Below are 13,863 nucleotides of genomic sequence, written 5' to 3'. Positions count from 1 at the left end.
TGGCCGAACCCCAGCATCGCGGTGGTAGGGGAGCCGGTGCGGACCGGCCTGCGGGTCGATGCGGATGAACTCGTGTTGGCGCTCGACCGGGACCGGAACCTCTGGACGAGCTGGTGGAACACCCGGACCCAGGACTACGACCGCCGGCTCGAGTTGGACGAGCAGACCCGGCGGGCGGAGAAGGGTGGCGGCACCGCCGGGCGCTTCCAGGTCAGAGAGGTCGTCACTCCGGACGGTCGGCTACTCACCTACGGCTACGCTCTCACCCGCGTCGGCGTCGCCACGATCGTTCAGGACGGCGCGCCCCGGGTCAGTACGGCGCTGCGGCCATACCCCGGCGATCAGGAGGTGACCCTGTTCTGGGTGTCGCGCCGCGGCGTGCCGATGAGCAAGGACGTCCCCGACGGCAAGCGCGCCGTCTGCACGCTGTACCGGCAGGACGGGACCGTGATCGACCAGCCAACTCTCAAGGAGGACACGGCCCGTCCCCAGGAGGGATGATGGCAGCCGCGACAGCTTCCAGGTGTCCACCAGATGGGGCTTGAGACCGAACGCCCGCCAGATCCGCGACACCGCGGTCTGCGACAGTCCAATCGCTTTGGCCATCGACCGAGTCGAGCAGTGACTGTCGTGATTGGCCGGCTGCCGTTCGAGGGTCTTGACGATCAGCTCCTCGACCCGGTCGTCGGTGATCCGACGGGGTGCCCCGGGCCGCAGCTCGTCAACGAGGTGCGCCCACCGGGTCAGACACGCACGCTCATCGTCAGTCAGTTCCACCCACCACGCGGACGACCAGCTACCCCGACAGCCCAATATCTGCCGGCTGAGTGACAACTCAGGACACTAGGATCGGGTCATGGGCAGCGACGATCGGGTGCGCGCGGTCTATCCCGGCAGCTTCGACCCGTTCACGCCCGGGCACCTGGACGTGGTGGACCGGGCCCGCGGCCTGTTCGACGAGGTGGTCGTGCTCGTCGCGGTGAACGGCGACAAGCAGCCGGTTGCCGACGAGGAGGAGCGGGCGACCGCCGTCCGCGCCGTCGTGCCGGCCGACTGGACCACCGTCACGGTCGCGGCCTGGCGGGGGCTCACCGCCGACTACTGCCGTCGCCACGACGTCGCGGTGATCGTCCGGGGCGTGCGGAACACCACGGATCTCCAGGCCGAGCACCGGCTCGCCGCGATGAACCAGTCGCTGGGTGTCGCCACGGTCTTCCTGCCTGCCCGGTCCGAACTGGCCGGCGTGTCGTCGACGGTGGCGCGGGCGGCCGGTGGATGACGGCCGCGTCGGCGTCCGGCCGCGTTCGTCGCCGGTGGTGCGGGCGCGCGGGTGGGCGGCGACCGCCGGCCTAGCGTTCGGCCGCGTTGTGCGCGGCGACCAGGGTCGGAAGTTCGTCCAGCGACCCGATCCGGAACAGGCAACGCGCGGCCACCTCGGGCAGGTCGAGGATGTGGCCCCACGGGCCGCGGCGGATCAGGCACGCCGGCATCCCCGCCGCCATGGCCGGGCGGGCGTCGTTGTCGGGCCGGTCGCCCACGTACAGGATCGTGGACGGGTCGCCGCCGCCTTGCCGGACGACCCGGTCGAAGAACTCCGGCGCCGGCTTCGCCACCCCCCACCCGTGCGAGGTGCCGATCACGTCGACCGGCAGGTCGAGCGCGCGCAGGCTCGCCTCGGCGTGCGCCGGTTGGTTCCCGGCCAGGCCGACGCGCAGGCCCTGTGCCTTCAGGGCGGCCAGGCACGCCCGGGCGTCGGGATGGAGGTCCTCCTCGCCGAACGCCTCCGGCCGGCCGGCGGCGGCCCGGCGCTCCAGTTCGGTCGCGAGGTCGAAGTCGGGCCGGAACGTGCGGAACGACTCCTGCCAGTCCTGCCCTCGGGCGATGACCGCGCCGAAGACCGCCGAGAAGGTGTGCCGGGGCACGCCCAACCAGTCCGCCCAGTCGGCGAACTCGCGGGTCTCGTCGAGGATCGTCCCGCCGATGTCGAAGAAGACCGCCCCGATCACGTGGACGCCTCCAGGTAGGACCGATGGGAGCGGGCCGCGTGCTCATCGGGGCGGAGGCGGGGGCATCGTCGGGTGAGCAACCGAGACGAGTGGTAGGGAGCCAGGGAGACGGCGGTGCGAGTGCGGATCACGGCAGGAGGATAGCGGTCAGGCGACGTCGCGGGGGCCGCCAGCCGCTCGGCGTCGGCGTGCGCGACCAGCTCGTATTCGCGTACCCCCCTCGGGGGCTGCCTGCCCCGGCCGGACAACCACCACGTTCCACCCACCGGCGAGTACGCCGGCGAGTGGAACACCACGCGCCTCTCAGCCCCTCGCAGACCTCCACCGTGTTCCACCCGTCGGCATGGCAGCCGCTGAGTGGAACCCGGTGGCTGTTTCCCGCCCCCGAACCGCAACGTGCCCGACCTGCCGGCCGGTGCGGTGACGGTGCCGGTCGACGTGTGACACCGCCCCGCCACCGGGTGCTCCGGCGGCGGGGCGGCTGGTCACGTCACCCGTCGGCGGCGCGCTCGCGGTCGGCCTCGGCGTCGGCGGCGCCGACCGGGGTGCCGTCGCTGTCCCGGGTGGCCGCGGACAGGTCCACGTCGGCGCCGGCCCGGGCGGCGTCGGCCGCCGCGTCGTCCGCGCCGACCACCTCGCCACCGTCGGTCTCGCTGTCGTTGTCCACCAACTGCCCGGCGGCCAGCCCGATCGGTGCGTACCTGGGGTCGGTCATCTCGTCCTCCTCACCGGTTCCTGCCCCCACCGGTACCCGTCCGCGGACCGGTGCACACCGCCCGGCCGGGGTTTCCCGGCCGGGCGGTGCCGCGGTCAGTGGCAGGTGCCGGTGCCGGTGTCGCCGTAGGTCTGCCCCGCCACCGGCACGAACTGCCAGTCGTAGGTGTTGGCGTGCAGGGTGAACTTCAAGACCCCGTACGCGCTGCTGTTGCGCGCCTCGCTGTGGGGCTGGATGGTGCCGAAGCTGTAGTGGCCGGCCCCGCCCATCCCGGCGACGAAGCTGCGCAGCCCCCGACTGGTGTCCAGGCTGCCGTTGGCGTTCATCGGCGCGAACCGCTCGTACACGTGGTTGTGCCCCCAGACCACGACGTCCGCGTTGTGGTCGTAGAGCGCCTGGTAGAGCGGTCGGGTGCCGGTCGACGGCGCGTGGTTGGAGCTGGACGTGTAGAGCGGGTGGTGCCAGTAGGCAAGCGTGCACGGCTTGGTGCTGGCCGCCAGGTCCGAGCGCAGCCACTGCTCCTGCGTCGACCCGGCGGACATGCTGACGTTGGAGTTCAACGACACGATGTGCCAGTTGCCCAGGTCGTAGGAGTAGTAGCCGCGCCCGCTCGGCCCGGCCTGGCTGCCGAAGTAGTTGTAGTAGCCGCTCGCGCCGGAGGTGTTGTAGTCGTGGTTGCCCGGCGACGGGCGGGTGCGGGCCTTGTGCCGACCCCAGGTGGGCGCGTAGTAGCTGCTGAACTGCGACGCGGTGCCGCTGTCGTAGACGTTGTCGCCGATGGTGAACACCGTGCCGGAGATGCCGTCGAGCAGCGCGGCGGTGGCGCTGTCGCCGGAGCCGGAGTCGCTGATGTCACCGGCGCCCACCAGCACCGGGTCGCCGGACGGCGCGGTGCTGCCGGTGGTGACCACCAGTTGCGGGGCGTTGCCGCCGCTCTCCCGGGCGGAGTAGTAGGCGCCGTCGCTGCTGGTGGACGTCGCGCCGAAGCTGACCGTGCCGTTGCCGGTGACCGCCGCGGTGACGTCCACCTCGTACCAGGTGCTCGCTCCGACCGACCCGATCGAGCCGAGGGTGGCGCCGTCGACGGCCGGCTGGTTGTTCCAGGTGGTGCCGGTCTCCGACCAGCTCGTGCTGGACATCGCCCGCACGGTGCCGCCGACGTCGCTGCCGTTGTTGCCGCTGATCGTGCGCAGCCGCAGCTTGGCGCTGGTGACCGTGCCGCTGACGCCGCTGACCGTGAACCGCAGGAACATCCGGCGGGTGGGGGAGGTGTCCACCACGATCTGCGTGGCGGTGCCGTAGTTGGTGCCGGCCGTGTCGCTCTGCACGTACGTGTCGGCGACCGGGGTGAACGTGGCGCTCGCCGCCGAGGCGGCGCCCGAGCCGGTGAGGACGGCGGCGGCGCTGGCGGCGACCAGCACGGCAGCCGCGCTCAGGGTGACCGGCGGCCGGGGGAGTCGAATGCCCATCCAAGGGCCCCTTCCGTGGGGGTGATGACAGCCCACGGAATGTAGGGACGCCGATGGACCGGCGGGCGGCGGAAAGGTGAACGCCGCGTCCGGGTAGGCAAACTTCTCGATGTTCGCGCGCTGTTCGCCGAGCGCACACCCGAGCGGTGCCGAGCGTCCGTTGTGGTTAGCGGCGCCCGCCCGGACGATGGCTGTCCGTCAGGCCGCCGACTGCGAGGGGACCGCCCGTGTACCTGTCGACCGTGTCCCGGCCGACGGCCGACCCGCCGGCCGCCGCCCGGCCGCGCCGCCGCCTCACCGGGGTCGGCGGCACCGTGCTGGCGCTCGGCACGGTCAGCCTGATCACCGACGTGTCCGCCGAGATGGTCACCGCGGTGCTGCCGCTCTATCTGGTGCTCGGGCTGAACCTCGGCCCGCTCGCGTTCGGCGTCCTCGACGGCGTCCACACCGGGGCTACCGCAGTGCTGCGGGTCGTCGGCGGGTTCGTGGCCGACCGGTTCCGCCGGCGCAAGCTGGTCGCCGGCGCCGGCTACGCGCTCTCCGCGGTGGCCAAGCTCGGGCTGCTGCTCGCCGGCCGGTCGGTGCCGGCGATCGGCGCGGTGATCGCCGTGGACCGGCTCGGCAAGGGCGTGCGCACCGCGCCTCGCGACGCGCTGATCACACTCGCCACGCCGCCCGAGGCGCTCGGCCGGGCGTTCGGGGTGCACCGGACCATGGACAGCGTCGGGGCGTTCCTCGGGCCGCTTGTCGCGCTCGCGGTGCTGCTCGCCGTCGGGCCGAACTACGACGCGGTCTTCGTCACCAGCTTCTGCGTGGCCGCGCTCGCCGTCGTCGTGCTGGTGCTCTTCGTGCGGGAACGGCCCGCGCCGGTCGCTGCGGCCGGCGGTGCGGACGACCGCCGGGTCACCGTCCGGGAGGCCGCCGCCCTGCTCCGGGACACGTCGACGCGCCGCCTGGTGGTCGCCGCCGCGCTGCTCGGGCTCGCCACCATCGGCGACGGCTTCGTCTACCTGCTGCTGCAACGACGCGAGGACATCGGCCTGCGCTGGTTCCCGCTGCTCGCGGTCGGCACCAGCCTGGCGTACCTGCTGCTGGCCGGCCCGCTCGGCGCGCTGGCCGACCGGGTCGGCCGGCTGCCCGTGGTGGCCGGCGGCTACGTCGCGCTCGGCCTGACCTACCTGCTGCTGGCCGGGCCGGTGCACGGTTGGGCGCTGCTCGTGCTGACGTTGACGCTGTACGGCGCGTTCTACGCGGCCACCGACGGGGTGCTGATCGCGCTCGCCGGTCCGGTGCTGCCGGCGCGGGTACGCACCACCGGCATCGCGCTCGTGCAGACCGGCCAGGCGCTGGCGTACCTGCTCTCCTCGGTCCTGTTCGGCCTGGCCTGGCAGGTGTGGGGCCCGCGCCCGGCGAGCGTCGCCGCCGCCGTGGCCGTGACCGTCACGCTGCTGGCCAGCGTGTTCCTGCTCGCTCCCCGGCAAAGGACGGCCCGATGATGTCGACAGGCGCGAAGCTCGCCACGCTGGCCGCCTCGGCCGTCGCGCTCGGCGCGCTGGCCACCGGCTACGCGGTGGTGTCGGCCCGGCCCGCACCGGTGCCGGCCGCCGCCGCCGACCGGGCGGTCACCCTCCGTCCCGGCCCCCGGCTGCTCGCCGTCACCGACCGGCACGTCTCCACCGCCGCGCTCGCCGACCCCGCCGGGCCGCGCGCCGTCGCCGCCCTGGAGTGCCTGCGGGTGTACGCCGCCGCCGGCACCGGCGTCTGCCTGGCCCCGAGCAGCGCGTGGTCATACCAGGTGGTGGTGCTCGACGCGGAGCTGCGCCCGGTCCGGCGGCTGGACGTGCCGGGGCTGCCCAACCGGGCCCGGGTCTCGGCGTCCGGCCGGATGGTGTCGTGGACCACGTTCGTCGGCGGCGACTCCTACAGTGGCGGCGGCTTCTCTACCCGCACCGGTTTCCTCGACGCCCGCACCGGCGTCACCGTCGCCTCGCTGGAGGCGTTCGCGGTCCGGCGCGACGGCCGGCCCTACCGCAACGCCGACGTCAACTTCTGGGGCGTCACGTTCGCGGGCGACGACAACACCTTCTATGCCACCATGTCCAGCGCCGGGAAACGGTGGCTGGTGCGCGGCGACGCCGCCGCCCGGACGGTGGCGACGGTACGCGAGAACGTCGAGTGTCCGTCGCTGTCGCCGGACGGCACCCGGATCGCGTTCAAGGAGGCGGTCGACGCCGACCCTTCGAAGGGCTGGCGACTGTCCGTGCTGGACCTGCGCACCATGCGGGTGACCGCCACCGCCGAGCGCGCCAGCGTCGACGACCAGGCCGCGTGGCTCGACGGCGGCACCCTCGCCTACACGCTGCGCGCCGACGACGGCCGTCCGGACGTCTGGTCGGTGCCGGCGGACGGCTCCGGCGCACCCCGGCTGCTGCTGCCCGGCGCGGAGTCGCCGTCGCCGTTGACCTGACGCCCTGTCGACAGCAGCGCCCCGGCGGCGACCAGCGCCACCCCGACCCCGGCCGCGTGCCCGGGCAGCCCGGTCGGGATGCCCAGGTAGACGGTGATGCCGAGGATGCGCGACAGCCCCCACGGCAGCAACGCCATCTGGTCGTTCCACACCGTCAGCGCGTGTTCCGCGCCGATCCAGGCGACCAGCCCGGCGAGCACCGCCAGCGGCACTCCGGCGGCGGCGAGCACCAGCCCGGCGGCGCGGCGGCGGGTCACCCCGTAGCGGTCGCGCAGCACCACAGCGGTCGCCACGAACAGCCAGCAGAACGCCGCCACCGCGATCGTCAGGTAGACCGCCCGGCGGGCCGGCGCGGTCCAGAACACCATCCAGTAGCCGCCCGGCCCACGCCCGGCCAGCACCGCCAGCAGCAGCACGCTGCGCAGCAACGCCACCCCGCCGACGACCGCCCACAGCGCGAACGGGTCCCGCCGGCCCACGGCCAGGCGTGCGACGAGCGCGAACAGCGCCCAACCGCCGAGCGTGACAAGCAGGTGCGCGGGCGCGGCGAACCAGGTGAACACCAGCCGGCTCGCCACCAGTACCGCCGCCGGCACCAGCCACACCAGCACCCGGTCCGCCCGGTACGCCGGGGCCGGCAGCCCGGCCAGCCGCCACGGCCGCAGCGCGCCCAGCAGCAGCGCCCGCGCCGCAGCGCCGCCCGGCCGGCGCCCGCTGTCGCGTCGGCGCCCGCGAAGGCCGAGCACCACCACGACGCCGACCAGGGCCAGCAGCGCCCGCGCCGCCCAGGCCATCGCCGGGTCGCGGTCGGCCCGCTGCGCGCCGAGGTCGGCCGCGGTGAAGCGGTACGCCGGCAGGTCGAGGTCGCCGCCGTAGCGCTGCCGGTGCCGGTCGCGCGCCTCCCGGTACGCCCCGGCGGCGGACCGCCAGTCGGCGTAGGCGTCGGCGGAACCGGTGTCCAGCCACTGCGCGTGCCGCAGCACCATGGCGCGGTAGGCGGCCAGCGTCGCGAACAGGTCCACCTGGTAGTCGAGCGTGTCGACGAAGCGTTGCCGCAGCGCGGCGTCCCGCCACGTCGCCGGGTCGGTGCCGGCGACCAGTGCCCGCATCCGCCGGGCCGTGGCGACCGCCGCGCCGCCCTCGGCGACCGCCTCGTCGACCCGGTCGCCGGTGACCGCGTAGATGCTGTCCAGCGCCGCCGAGTCGCCGGTCGGGATGTCCCACTCGAAGATCCACATCATCGGTGGTGGTTCCAGCCCGAGCGCCCGCACCGACGTGTCCGCGTACGGGCCGACGTAGAGGCCGGTGGTGACCGCCGTGCGGGACAGCGCCATGGCCGCCCCGATCGCCGCCACGGTGGCCGGGTCGGCGGAGAACGTGCGGTAGGCCCAGTCCGCCGTCACCCGCGCCGGGTCGGTGTCCGGGTCCCAGGCAAGCCGCGCCACCGCGTAGGTGTTCAGGTCGTAGAGCTGCCAGAAGCCGGCGCGCAGGTAGAGCGACATCGGGCCGGCGCGCAGCGGCCCGCCGTCCTGGGTCCAGTTCCACACGCCCTCGACGTGCGGGTTCGCGGCGAGGAACGCGCGCAGCGCCGCCGCGTGCAGCGGGCCGAGGTCGTTGGGCAGCGCGCCGAACCCCTCGAACTCGCGCCGGGCCTGGAACTCCACGATCCGCCGCTGCGTGCCGCCGAACAGGGTGGTGTTGAACGGCAGGTGGCTGTAGAAGTCGCCGAGCGTGTACTTGGTAGACACGATCAGGTGCGGATCGTCGAACCCGCCGAGGACCCGCGCGTACTCCTGCGGGTTGGTGTGCAGGTCGCCGACCTCTCCCACGCCGACGGTCCAGGTGCGGAAGATGATCTCCTTGCCGGCCGGTCCGGCGGTGTCGAGCAGCGCCCGCAGCATCGCGCGCACCCCGTCGGCGGTGGTGACCGCGAGCTTGGACGTGTAGTCCCAGCCGCTGCCCGCGTACACCTCGCCGCCCTCGCCGACGCGGACCATCAGCCCGGCGACGAACGGCATCCGCGCGAACACCTCGGCCAGCCCGGCCCGGTAGACGGCCCAGAGCCGGGGGTCGCCGGTGTCGAGCCCGCCCACGGTGCGGTGCAGGTACGCCTCCAGCGGCGGCGACACCGCCAGCATGTCGGTGAGCAGGAAGACCTTCAGGCCCATCTCGTCGGCGTACCGGAAGACCGGCCCGAACGCCGCCACCATGGCCCGCGCCCGTGCCACGTGCGGATCGCCGGCCGGGTAGACCGCGTGCCCGTCACCGACCTTGTCGAACGTGACGTACTCCAGGAAGCCGGGCACCACGACGCCGGTGTAGCCCTGCGCCGCCGCGTGGTCGACGAACTGTCGGAACTGCGCGTCGACGCGGGCCACCGCCGCGGCGTCCACCCACGGCGCCTCGGGCAGCAGCGCCGAGGTGACCACGTCGGTGTTCAGGCGATAGTCGTCGCCGGCGGCGAACGCCGCCGCATCCGGCTCACGGCCCACCGAACCCGCGTCGGTCAGCCGCAACCCCAGCCGGGGCGCGACCGGCCGCCCGGCCTCCGCCGCCGGCAGCACCTCGGCGCCCGAGCGGATCCGGTCGGCCAGCCGGTAGAGCCCGGCCGCGACGCCCGCGAGGTCGCCGGTGACGGTCAGCTCCTCGCGGCGGACGCCGATCCGGTACGCCTCCGGGGCCCCGCCGGCGCGCAGCTCCGCCCGCAGGGTGGTCACCGCCGACATGCTCGCGGTTGCCGGCCCGGTGTTCGTGTTCGGGGAGGCGGTCATCGTGACCGTGGGACGGGGGCGGCCCCGGGCGGCGAGCGCGTCGGCCACGGCCGCGGCGGCCTTGACGGTGCGGAGCTGGTCCGGCACCACGATCGAGGTCAGCGGCGGGACCGGCGCGGGTGCCCGGGACGGCGCGGCGACGGCCCGCTCGGGCGGCACGTCGGCCGGGGTGTGGCTGAGCCCCAACGTGTCGTCGACACCCCAGGCCACGCCCGCACCGAGCAGCAGCACCACCACGAGGGCGGCGACCAGTTGGTACGGGCGCCGAATCCGAGCCACGCTCGCATCGTAGTGGCGGCAGCCCGACCGATCGGGGCCCGGACGGGAGATCTTGGAACGGCAGGGCCCCGATGGGGGCCGTTCCCTTCCAAGATCTCTACGGGCTCCATGATGTGGAACATCAATCCGGCTAGGTGGACGGCGAACCCGTCAAGCAGGTGCTGGGCACCACCGTCGGACGAAGTCGAGGCGAGCGGCGACGTCGGCGCGCGGCAGCGTGCAGAGTTCGTAGCCGAGTCCGGTGTAGGCGGCGACCATCGCGTCGTGGGTGCGCACGGCCTCCGCGAAGTCCTGCTGCCGCTCGCCGTCGGCGGTGTAGATCTGCGGCCAGGGCGGGGCGATGAACACCCGCCGGTGATAGCGGAACAATCGCGCCGCGGCCGTCACATGCTCCGGCACGGGCAGGCCGAGCAGGAGGTGATAGCCGACCAGGTCCGGGATTCCCCGGTCGAAGAAGACGACCCCGGGGTGCCGGCCGGCCTGGCGGTAGGAGCGGATCTCCCAACTCAGCATGACCTCGGCGAACAGCCGCGAGTCCCGGGTGTGCGTCGCCCGACCACCGATCGCCGTCTGGTCCTGGATGATCTGCCGGCCCGCTTCCGCCACGCAGGCGTGACCGGCACGGCGCAGTGCGTCGACGAGCGTGGTCTTACCTGCGCCGGGGCCACCGGTGACCACCACGAACCGGCTGCTCATGCCATCCCTCCAGTTCTTCGGCCGCCCGACTCCGCCGCCGAAACGTCAGCCGGGGGCCGGGCTTCGCGAGGTCTCCGAAGCGCTGCTCAACATCGAACAGGCGATCAAGAGAACTCAGCGGGCAAAGCGCACGGTCTCGATGACCGTCGGCTGTGACGACCTCGCGCGGATGCTGGACACGGCAGCCCGCAACCTGGAAATCGCTCGCAAGGACCCGTTTCAGGGCGCCTACTTCTCGGCGGATTCGCCTAAGCTCTTCTGACCATGCGCAGTGGTGAGCAGATCCGGTCGGCACTGGTCACGTTCGTCGGGCGATGGCAGGACTATTCCGGCACGGAGCGCTCGGCTGATGGCGCTCAACGCCGAGGTCACCGCCGGCCAACGCTCCTACGACCCGTTCGCCGGGCGTGATGGGAAAGCGGTCGCTCAGCAACTCGGCCTACCGGTCGTCTGAGGGCAGCCGGACGAGTCGGGTGCCAGCGACACCGGCACCCGACCCACTGTCACCGCATCACGGCCGGTTGTCGAAGCGGCCGGTGCGGGTGGCCGCGACGAACCGGGTCCAGTTCGCCGGTGCGAAGCTCAGCGCCGGTCCCTGCCGGTCCTTGGTGTCGCGCACTGCCACCGAGTCGGCGAAGCCCGCCACCTCCACGCAGTCGCCGTTGCCGCCGGATCGGGACGACTTGCGCCACATCCCGTCACGTCCCATGGGTCATCTCCTTCGCGATTTCCGTGATCAGCTCACGGGACTCGTCCGCGTCGAGCGCCCGCTCGCCGAGCGAGCGCGCTCGGCTGACCGGTCGGCCGGTTCAGGCCGGGTGGTCGAAGCGGCCGGTGCGGGTGGCCGCGACGAACCGGGTCCAGCTCGCCGGTGCGAAGCTCAGCGCCGGTCCCTGCCGATCCTTGGTGTCCCGCACTCCCACCGAGTCGGCGAAGCCCGCCACCTCGACGCAGTTGCCCTCGCCGCCGGATCGGGACGACTTGCGCCACATCCCGTCACGTCCCATGGGTCATCTCCTTCGCGATCTCCGTGATCAGCTCACGGGACTCGTCCTCATCGAGCGCCCGCTCAGCGAGCGAGCGCCACGCTTCCTCGTAGGTCTGAATTTCGTGTGGCTTGTCAAGGTAGACCGCACCGCACGGCCCGTCCATGTAGATCGTGGTCGGCTCCTGTTCTCGCACGTCGGTGGGGAAGTCGAGCATGGTGAACGTGCCGGCTACCGCCCAGCGATGGAGCCCGACGCTGAACGGCAGCACCCGGATGCCGATGTTGTGCCGCTGGCTGGACACCACCAAGGCATCGAGTTGCCGGGCCATCGCACCCGAGCCGCGCAACGGTCGGCGCAGCACGGCCTCGTTGCCCTCCCTGTCACGCTGATGTGAGACAGCCCGTCTACCAGGGGATACTCTTCCTGGACGGTCCTGAGGAGAGATCATTAGCATAACGTCGAAGCCCCACGAGAGCCTGGATCCGGACGCCCGGCCCCAGCGGCGGACATTCACCGCAGAGTTCAAGGCGCGGATCCTGGACGAGTACGACGCGGCGCCGGACGCGGCGGCTCGCGGGGCGATTCTGCGCCGGGAACGGTTGTACGGGTCACACATTCTCGACTGGCGCAAGGCCCGAGACGCCGGAGCGTCGGCCGGCTTGACGGACCGGCGGCAATCGGCCGCGCGGGCAGCGAAGAAGGCCGAGAGCGCCGAACTTGCCCGTCTTCAGCGGGAGAACGCCCGCTTGCAGGCCAAGCTGGCCAAGACTGAGACCGCTTTGCAGATCATGGGAAAAGCGCACGCGCTCTTGGAACTGCTCTCCGAGAGCGCGGATTCCGCGCCGATGCCGAACCCGTCCTCGCCGAGGCACAGCAGGCGCTGACCCCGGCGTGGGGCATCGCCGGGGCCTGCCGGCTGACCGGTGTTTCCCGCGCGACGCTCTACCGGCACCGCGTACCACCGCTAATCTCACGGCCGCGGACCGCGCGCAGGCCACCGCCGTCGGCGTTGTCCGAGGCGGAACGTGAGCAGGTGCTGCAACTGCTAAACCGGCCCGAGTACCAAGATCTGGCGCCGGCGCAGGTGTGGGCCCGCGAGCTCGACGAGGGCCGCTGGTGGTGCTCGGAGTCCACGATGTACCGGATCTTGCGGGCTGCCGGGCAGAGCGGCGAACGCCGCAGCCAGGCCAGCCATCCGGCCCGCACCAAACCCGAACTCGTGGCCGACGCGGCGAACCAGGTCTGGTCCTGGGACATCACCAAGCTGCGCGGCCCGCAGAAGGGCGTCTGGTTCCACCTCTACACCGTGATCGACATCTGGTCCCGTTACGTCGTCGGGCACCTGGTCGCCGCGCACGAGGACGGCCAGCTCGCCGAGGCGCTGATCGCTGACGCGGCCGCCCGCGAACGCGTCGATGCCGATCAGTTGACCGTGCACGCCGACCGTGGCGCCGCGATGACCAGCAAGACCGTCACCCAGCTGCTGACCGATCTGAAGATCGGCCGTAGCCACAGCCGTCCGAAGACATCGAACGACAATCCGTACATCGAGGCGAGCTTCAAGACGTTGAAGTACGACCCGACGTTTCCCGAGCGGTTCGGGTCGATCCAGCACGCCCGGCAGCACTGCGAGGCGTTCTACACCTACTACAACCACGAGCACCGGCACTCCGGGGTCGGCCTGCACACCCCGGCATCGGTGCATCACGGCACCGCCGGGCAGATCCGTGAACAGCGGCAACAGACCCTCGACGCGGCCTGGGCAGCGCACCCGCAACGGTTCGGCCGCCGCCGTCCACGCCCGCCCCGCCTCCCGGACCGGGCATGGATCAACAAACCCGACAACAGCGACCCCGAACAGACCACCGCCTCGCCCGTGCCCAACCAACCAGCAGCACAAAGCTAAACAAAATCAAGAAAATGTCTCAGTTGACTTGACAGGCTCCGTTGAGCACCACGTCCAGATAGGGTGCTCTGGGCACCGCGCGTGCCAGCAGTCGCTGTCGGTGTAGCCGCACGTCTACCTTTGCCTGCCGTTCGGCTGCGCTCATCTGGGGATTGTCGGCGGCAATAACCTCGTGCATGTACTCGACGGTTTGCAGCAGTCCCGGCACCAAATTCGCCTCGTAGTGGCGGATCTTGGTGGCGGCGGACTCCAGTCCGACGTAGAGCTTGAACCAGTCCTTCACCGCCTCGCCGTAGCTGTGCCACCAGCCGTGGGCCTTGGTTTCCCGGGCCAGCGCCCGCATCGTCTCGATCGTTTCGCGGGACGCGCCGTACACCCGGCACATCGCCTCCACGTCGTTTGGATGCATGGAGACCTGGCCCGTTTCGTAACGCCAGATCCGGGGCGTCGACCATTCGAGTTCCTTCGCCGCCGCGCTCACCGTGATGTGCGCGTCCTCGCGAATCTCCTTCAGATATCTGCCGAGCTGCCTACGCGGGACGGTGCTGCCCGAGTCGTCCACGTC

At 72.3% G+C, this 13,863-nt stretch carries 14 protein-coding genes and 3 pseudogenes; 7 read left to right on the top strand and 10 right to left on the bottom strand.

Annotated elements, in window-relative coordinates:
- The first annotated feature begins 36 nt into the window (after window positions 1–36).
- The gene (locus tag O7618_RS15470) at window positions 37–501 is read left to right on the top strand and encodes a hypothetical protein (protein WP_278110247.1); all 465 of its coding nucleotides are present in this window, start codon (window positions 37–39) and stop codon (window positions 499–501) included.
- 9 nt (window positions 502–510) lie between these two features.
- On the opposite strand, the pseudogene O7618_RS15465 reads toward O7618_RS15470, so the two are convergent.
- Window positions 511–729 (bottom strand): annotated as a pseudogene (locus tag O7618_RS15465) (IS630 family transposase); the annotation flags it as partial.
- 127 nt (window positions 730–856) lie between these two features.
- On the opposite strand from O7618_RS15465, the gene coaD reads away from it, so the two are divergent.
- Window positions 857–1,279, top strand: a complete 423-nt coding sequence (gene coaD / locus O7618_RS15460; RefSeq protein ID WP_278106800.1) for a pantetheine-phosphate adenylyltransferase — start codon at window positions 857–859, stop codon at window positions 1,277–1,279.
- A 70-nt stretch (window positions 1,280–1,349) separates the two neighbouring features.
- On the opposite strand, the gene O7618_RS15455 is transcribed toward coaD, so the two are convergent.
- The 3 genes from O7618_RS15455 to O7618_RS15445 all read right to left on the bottom strand — a co-directional run bounded on the left by O7618_RS15455 (window position 1,350) and on the right by O7618_RS15445 (window position 4,190).
- Complete coding sequence (locus tag O7618_RS15455; RefSeq protein ID WP_278106799.1) at window positions 1,350–2,006, bottom strand: HAD family hydrolase; 657 nt, start codon at window positions 2,004–2,006, stop codon at window positions 1,350–1,352.
- 490 nt (window positions 2,007–2,496) lie between these two features.
- Window positions 2,497–2,721, bottom strand: a complete 225-nt coding sequence (locus tag O7618_RS15450; RefSeq protein WP_278106798.1) for a hypothetical protein — start codon at window positions 2,719–2,721, stop codon at window positions 2,497–2,499.
- Between the two features lie 95 nt (window positions 2,722–2,816).
- A complete protein-coding gene (locus O7618_RS15445) occupies window positions 2,817–4,190 on the bottom strand; it encodes a DNRLRE domain-containing protein (RefSeq protein WP_278106797.1) in 1,374 nt (457 codons plus the stop codon).
- Window positions 4,191–4,417: 227 nt separating this feature from the next.
- On the opposite strand from O7618_RS15445, the gene O7618_RS15440 reads away from it, so the two are divergent.
- Complete coding sequence (locus O7618_RS15440; protein ID WP_278106796.1) at window positions 4,418–5,686, top strand: MFS transporter; 1,269 nt, start codon at window positions 4,418–4,420, stop codon at window positions 5,684–5,686.
- Window positions 5,683–6,657 carry a hypothetical protein gene (locus O7618_RS15435; RefSeq protein WP_278106795.1) on the top strand — a complete coding sequence of 325 codons (975 nt, stop codon included), beginning with the start codon at window positions 5,683–5,685 and terminating at the stop codon, window positions 6,655–6,657. Before O7618_RS15440 ends, O7618_RS15435 begins: the two co-directional genes overlap by 4 nt.
- Here the strand turns inward: O7618_RS15435 and O7618_RS15430 are convergent.
- Together O7618_RS15430 and O7618_RS15425 are read right to left on the bottom strand one after the other, a co-directional pair.
- A complete protein-coding gene (locus tag O7618_RS15430; protein WP_278106794.1) occupies window positions 6,543–9,707 on the bottom strand; it encodes a hypothetical protein in 3,165 nt (1,054 codons plus the stop codon). The genes O7618_RS15435 and O7618_RS15430 overlap by 115 nt on opposite strands.
- Before the next feature lie 150 nt (window positions 9,708–9,857).
- Window positions 9,858–10,403: an AAA family ATPase gene (locus tag O7618_RS15425; protein WP_278106793.1), complete on the bottom strand. Its 546-nt coding sequence runs from the start codon at window positions 10,401–10,403 to the stop codon at window positions 9,858–9,860.
- Between O7618_RS15425 and O7618_RS15420 the strand changes: the two genes are divergently transcribed.
- Entirely contained in the window at window positions 10,378–10,665 is a 288-nt protein-coding gene (locus O7618_RS15420) for a hypothetical protein (protein WP_278106792.1), read from the top strand. The two genes, O7618_RS15425 and O7618_RS15420, sit on opposite strands and share 26 nt — an antisense overlap.
- A gap of 249 nt (window positions 10,666–10,914) precedes the next feature.
- On the opposite strand, the gene O7618_RS15415 is transcribed toward O7618_RS15420, so the two are convergent.
- The 3 genes and pseudogenes from O7618_RS15415 to O7618_RS15405 all read right to left on the bottom strand — a co-directional run.
- Window positions 10,915–11,097 carry a DUF397 domain-containing protein gene (locus O7618_RS15415; RefSeq protein ID WP_278110024.1) on the bottom strand — a complete coding sequence of 61 codons (183 nt, stop codon included), beginning with the start codon at window positions 11,095–11,097 and terminating at the stop codon, window positions 10,915–10,917.
- A 115-nt stretch (window positions 11,098–11,212) separates the two neighbouring features.
- On the bottom strand, window positions 11,213–11,395 hold the full coding sequence (locus tag O7618_RS15410) for a DUF397 domain-containing protein (protein ID WP_278110023.1): 183 nt from the start codon (window positions 11,393–11,395) through the stop codon (window positions 11,213–11,215).
- A gap of 4 nt (window positions 11,396–11,399) precedes the next feature.
- Window positions 11,400–11,762: pseudogene (locus O7618_RS15405) on the bottom strand (DUF5753 domain-containing protein); the annotation flags it as partial.
- A 289-nt stretch (window positions 11,763–12,051) separates the two neighbouring features.
- On the opposite strand from O7618_RS15405, the gene O7618_RS15400 reads away from it, so the two are divergent.
- Together O7618_RS15400 and O7618_RS15395 are read left to right on the top strand one after the other, a co-directional pair.
- Window positions 12,052–12,276, top strand: coding sequence for a hypothetical protein (locus O7618_RS15400; protein ID WP_278104785.1), 225 nt, complete (start codon window positions 12,052–12,054; stop codon window positions 12,274–12,276).
- The gene (locus O7618_RS15395) at window positions 12,273–13,298 is read left to right on the top strand and encodes an IS3 family transposase (RefSeq protein ID WP_347405420.1); all 1,026 of its coding nucleotides are present in this window, start codon (window positions 12,273–12,275) and stop codon (window positions 13,296–13,298) included. Before O7618_RS15400 ends, O7618_RS15395 begins: the two co-directional genes overlap by 4 nt.
- 40 nt (window positions 13,299–13,338) lie before the next feature.
- Here the strand turns inward: O7618_RS15395 and O7618_RS15390 are convergent.
- A pseudogene (locus tag O7618_RS15390) lies at window positions 13,339–13,860 on the bottom strand (Scr1 family TA system antitoxin-like transcriptional regulator); the annotation flags it as partial.
- Between the last annotated feature and the right edge of the window lie 3 nt (window positions 13,861–13,863).

Origin of the sequence: Micromonospora sp. WMMD980 (genome assembly GCF_029626035.1) — a bacterium.
Lineage (GTDB): Bacteria > Actinomycetota > Actinomycetes > Mycobacteriales > Micromonosporaceae > Micromonospora.
This window is presented reverse-complemented; position numbering and strand designations above follow the sequence as displayed.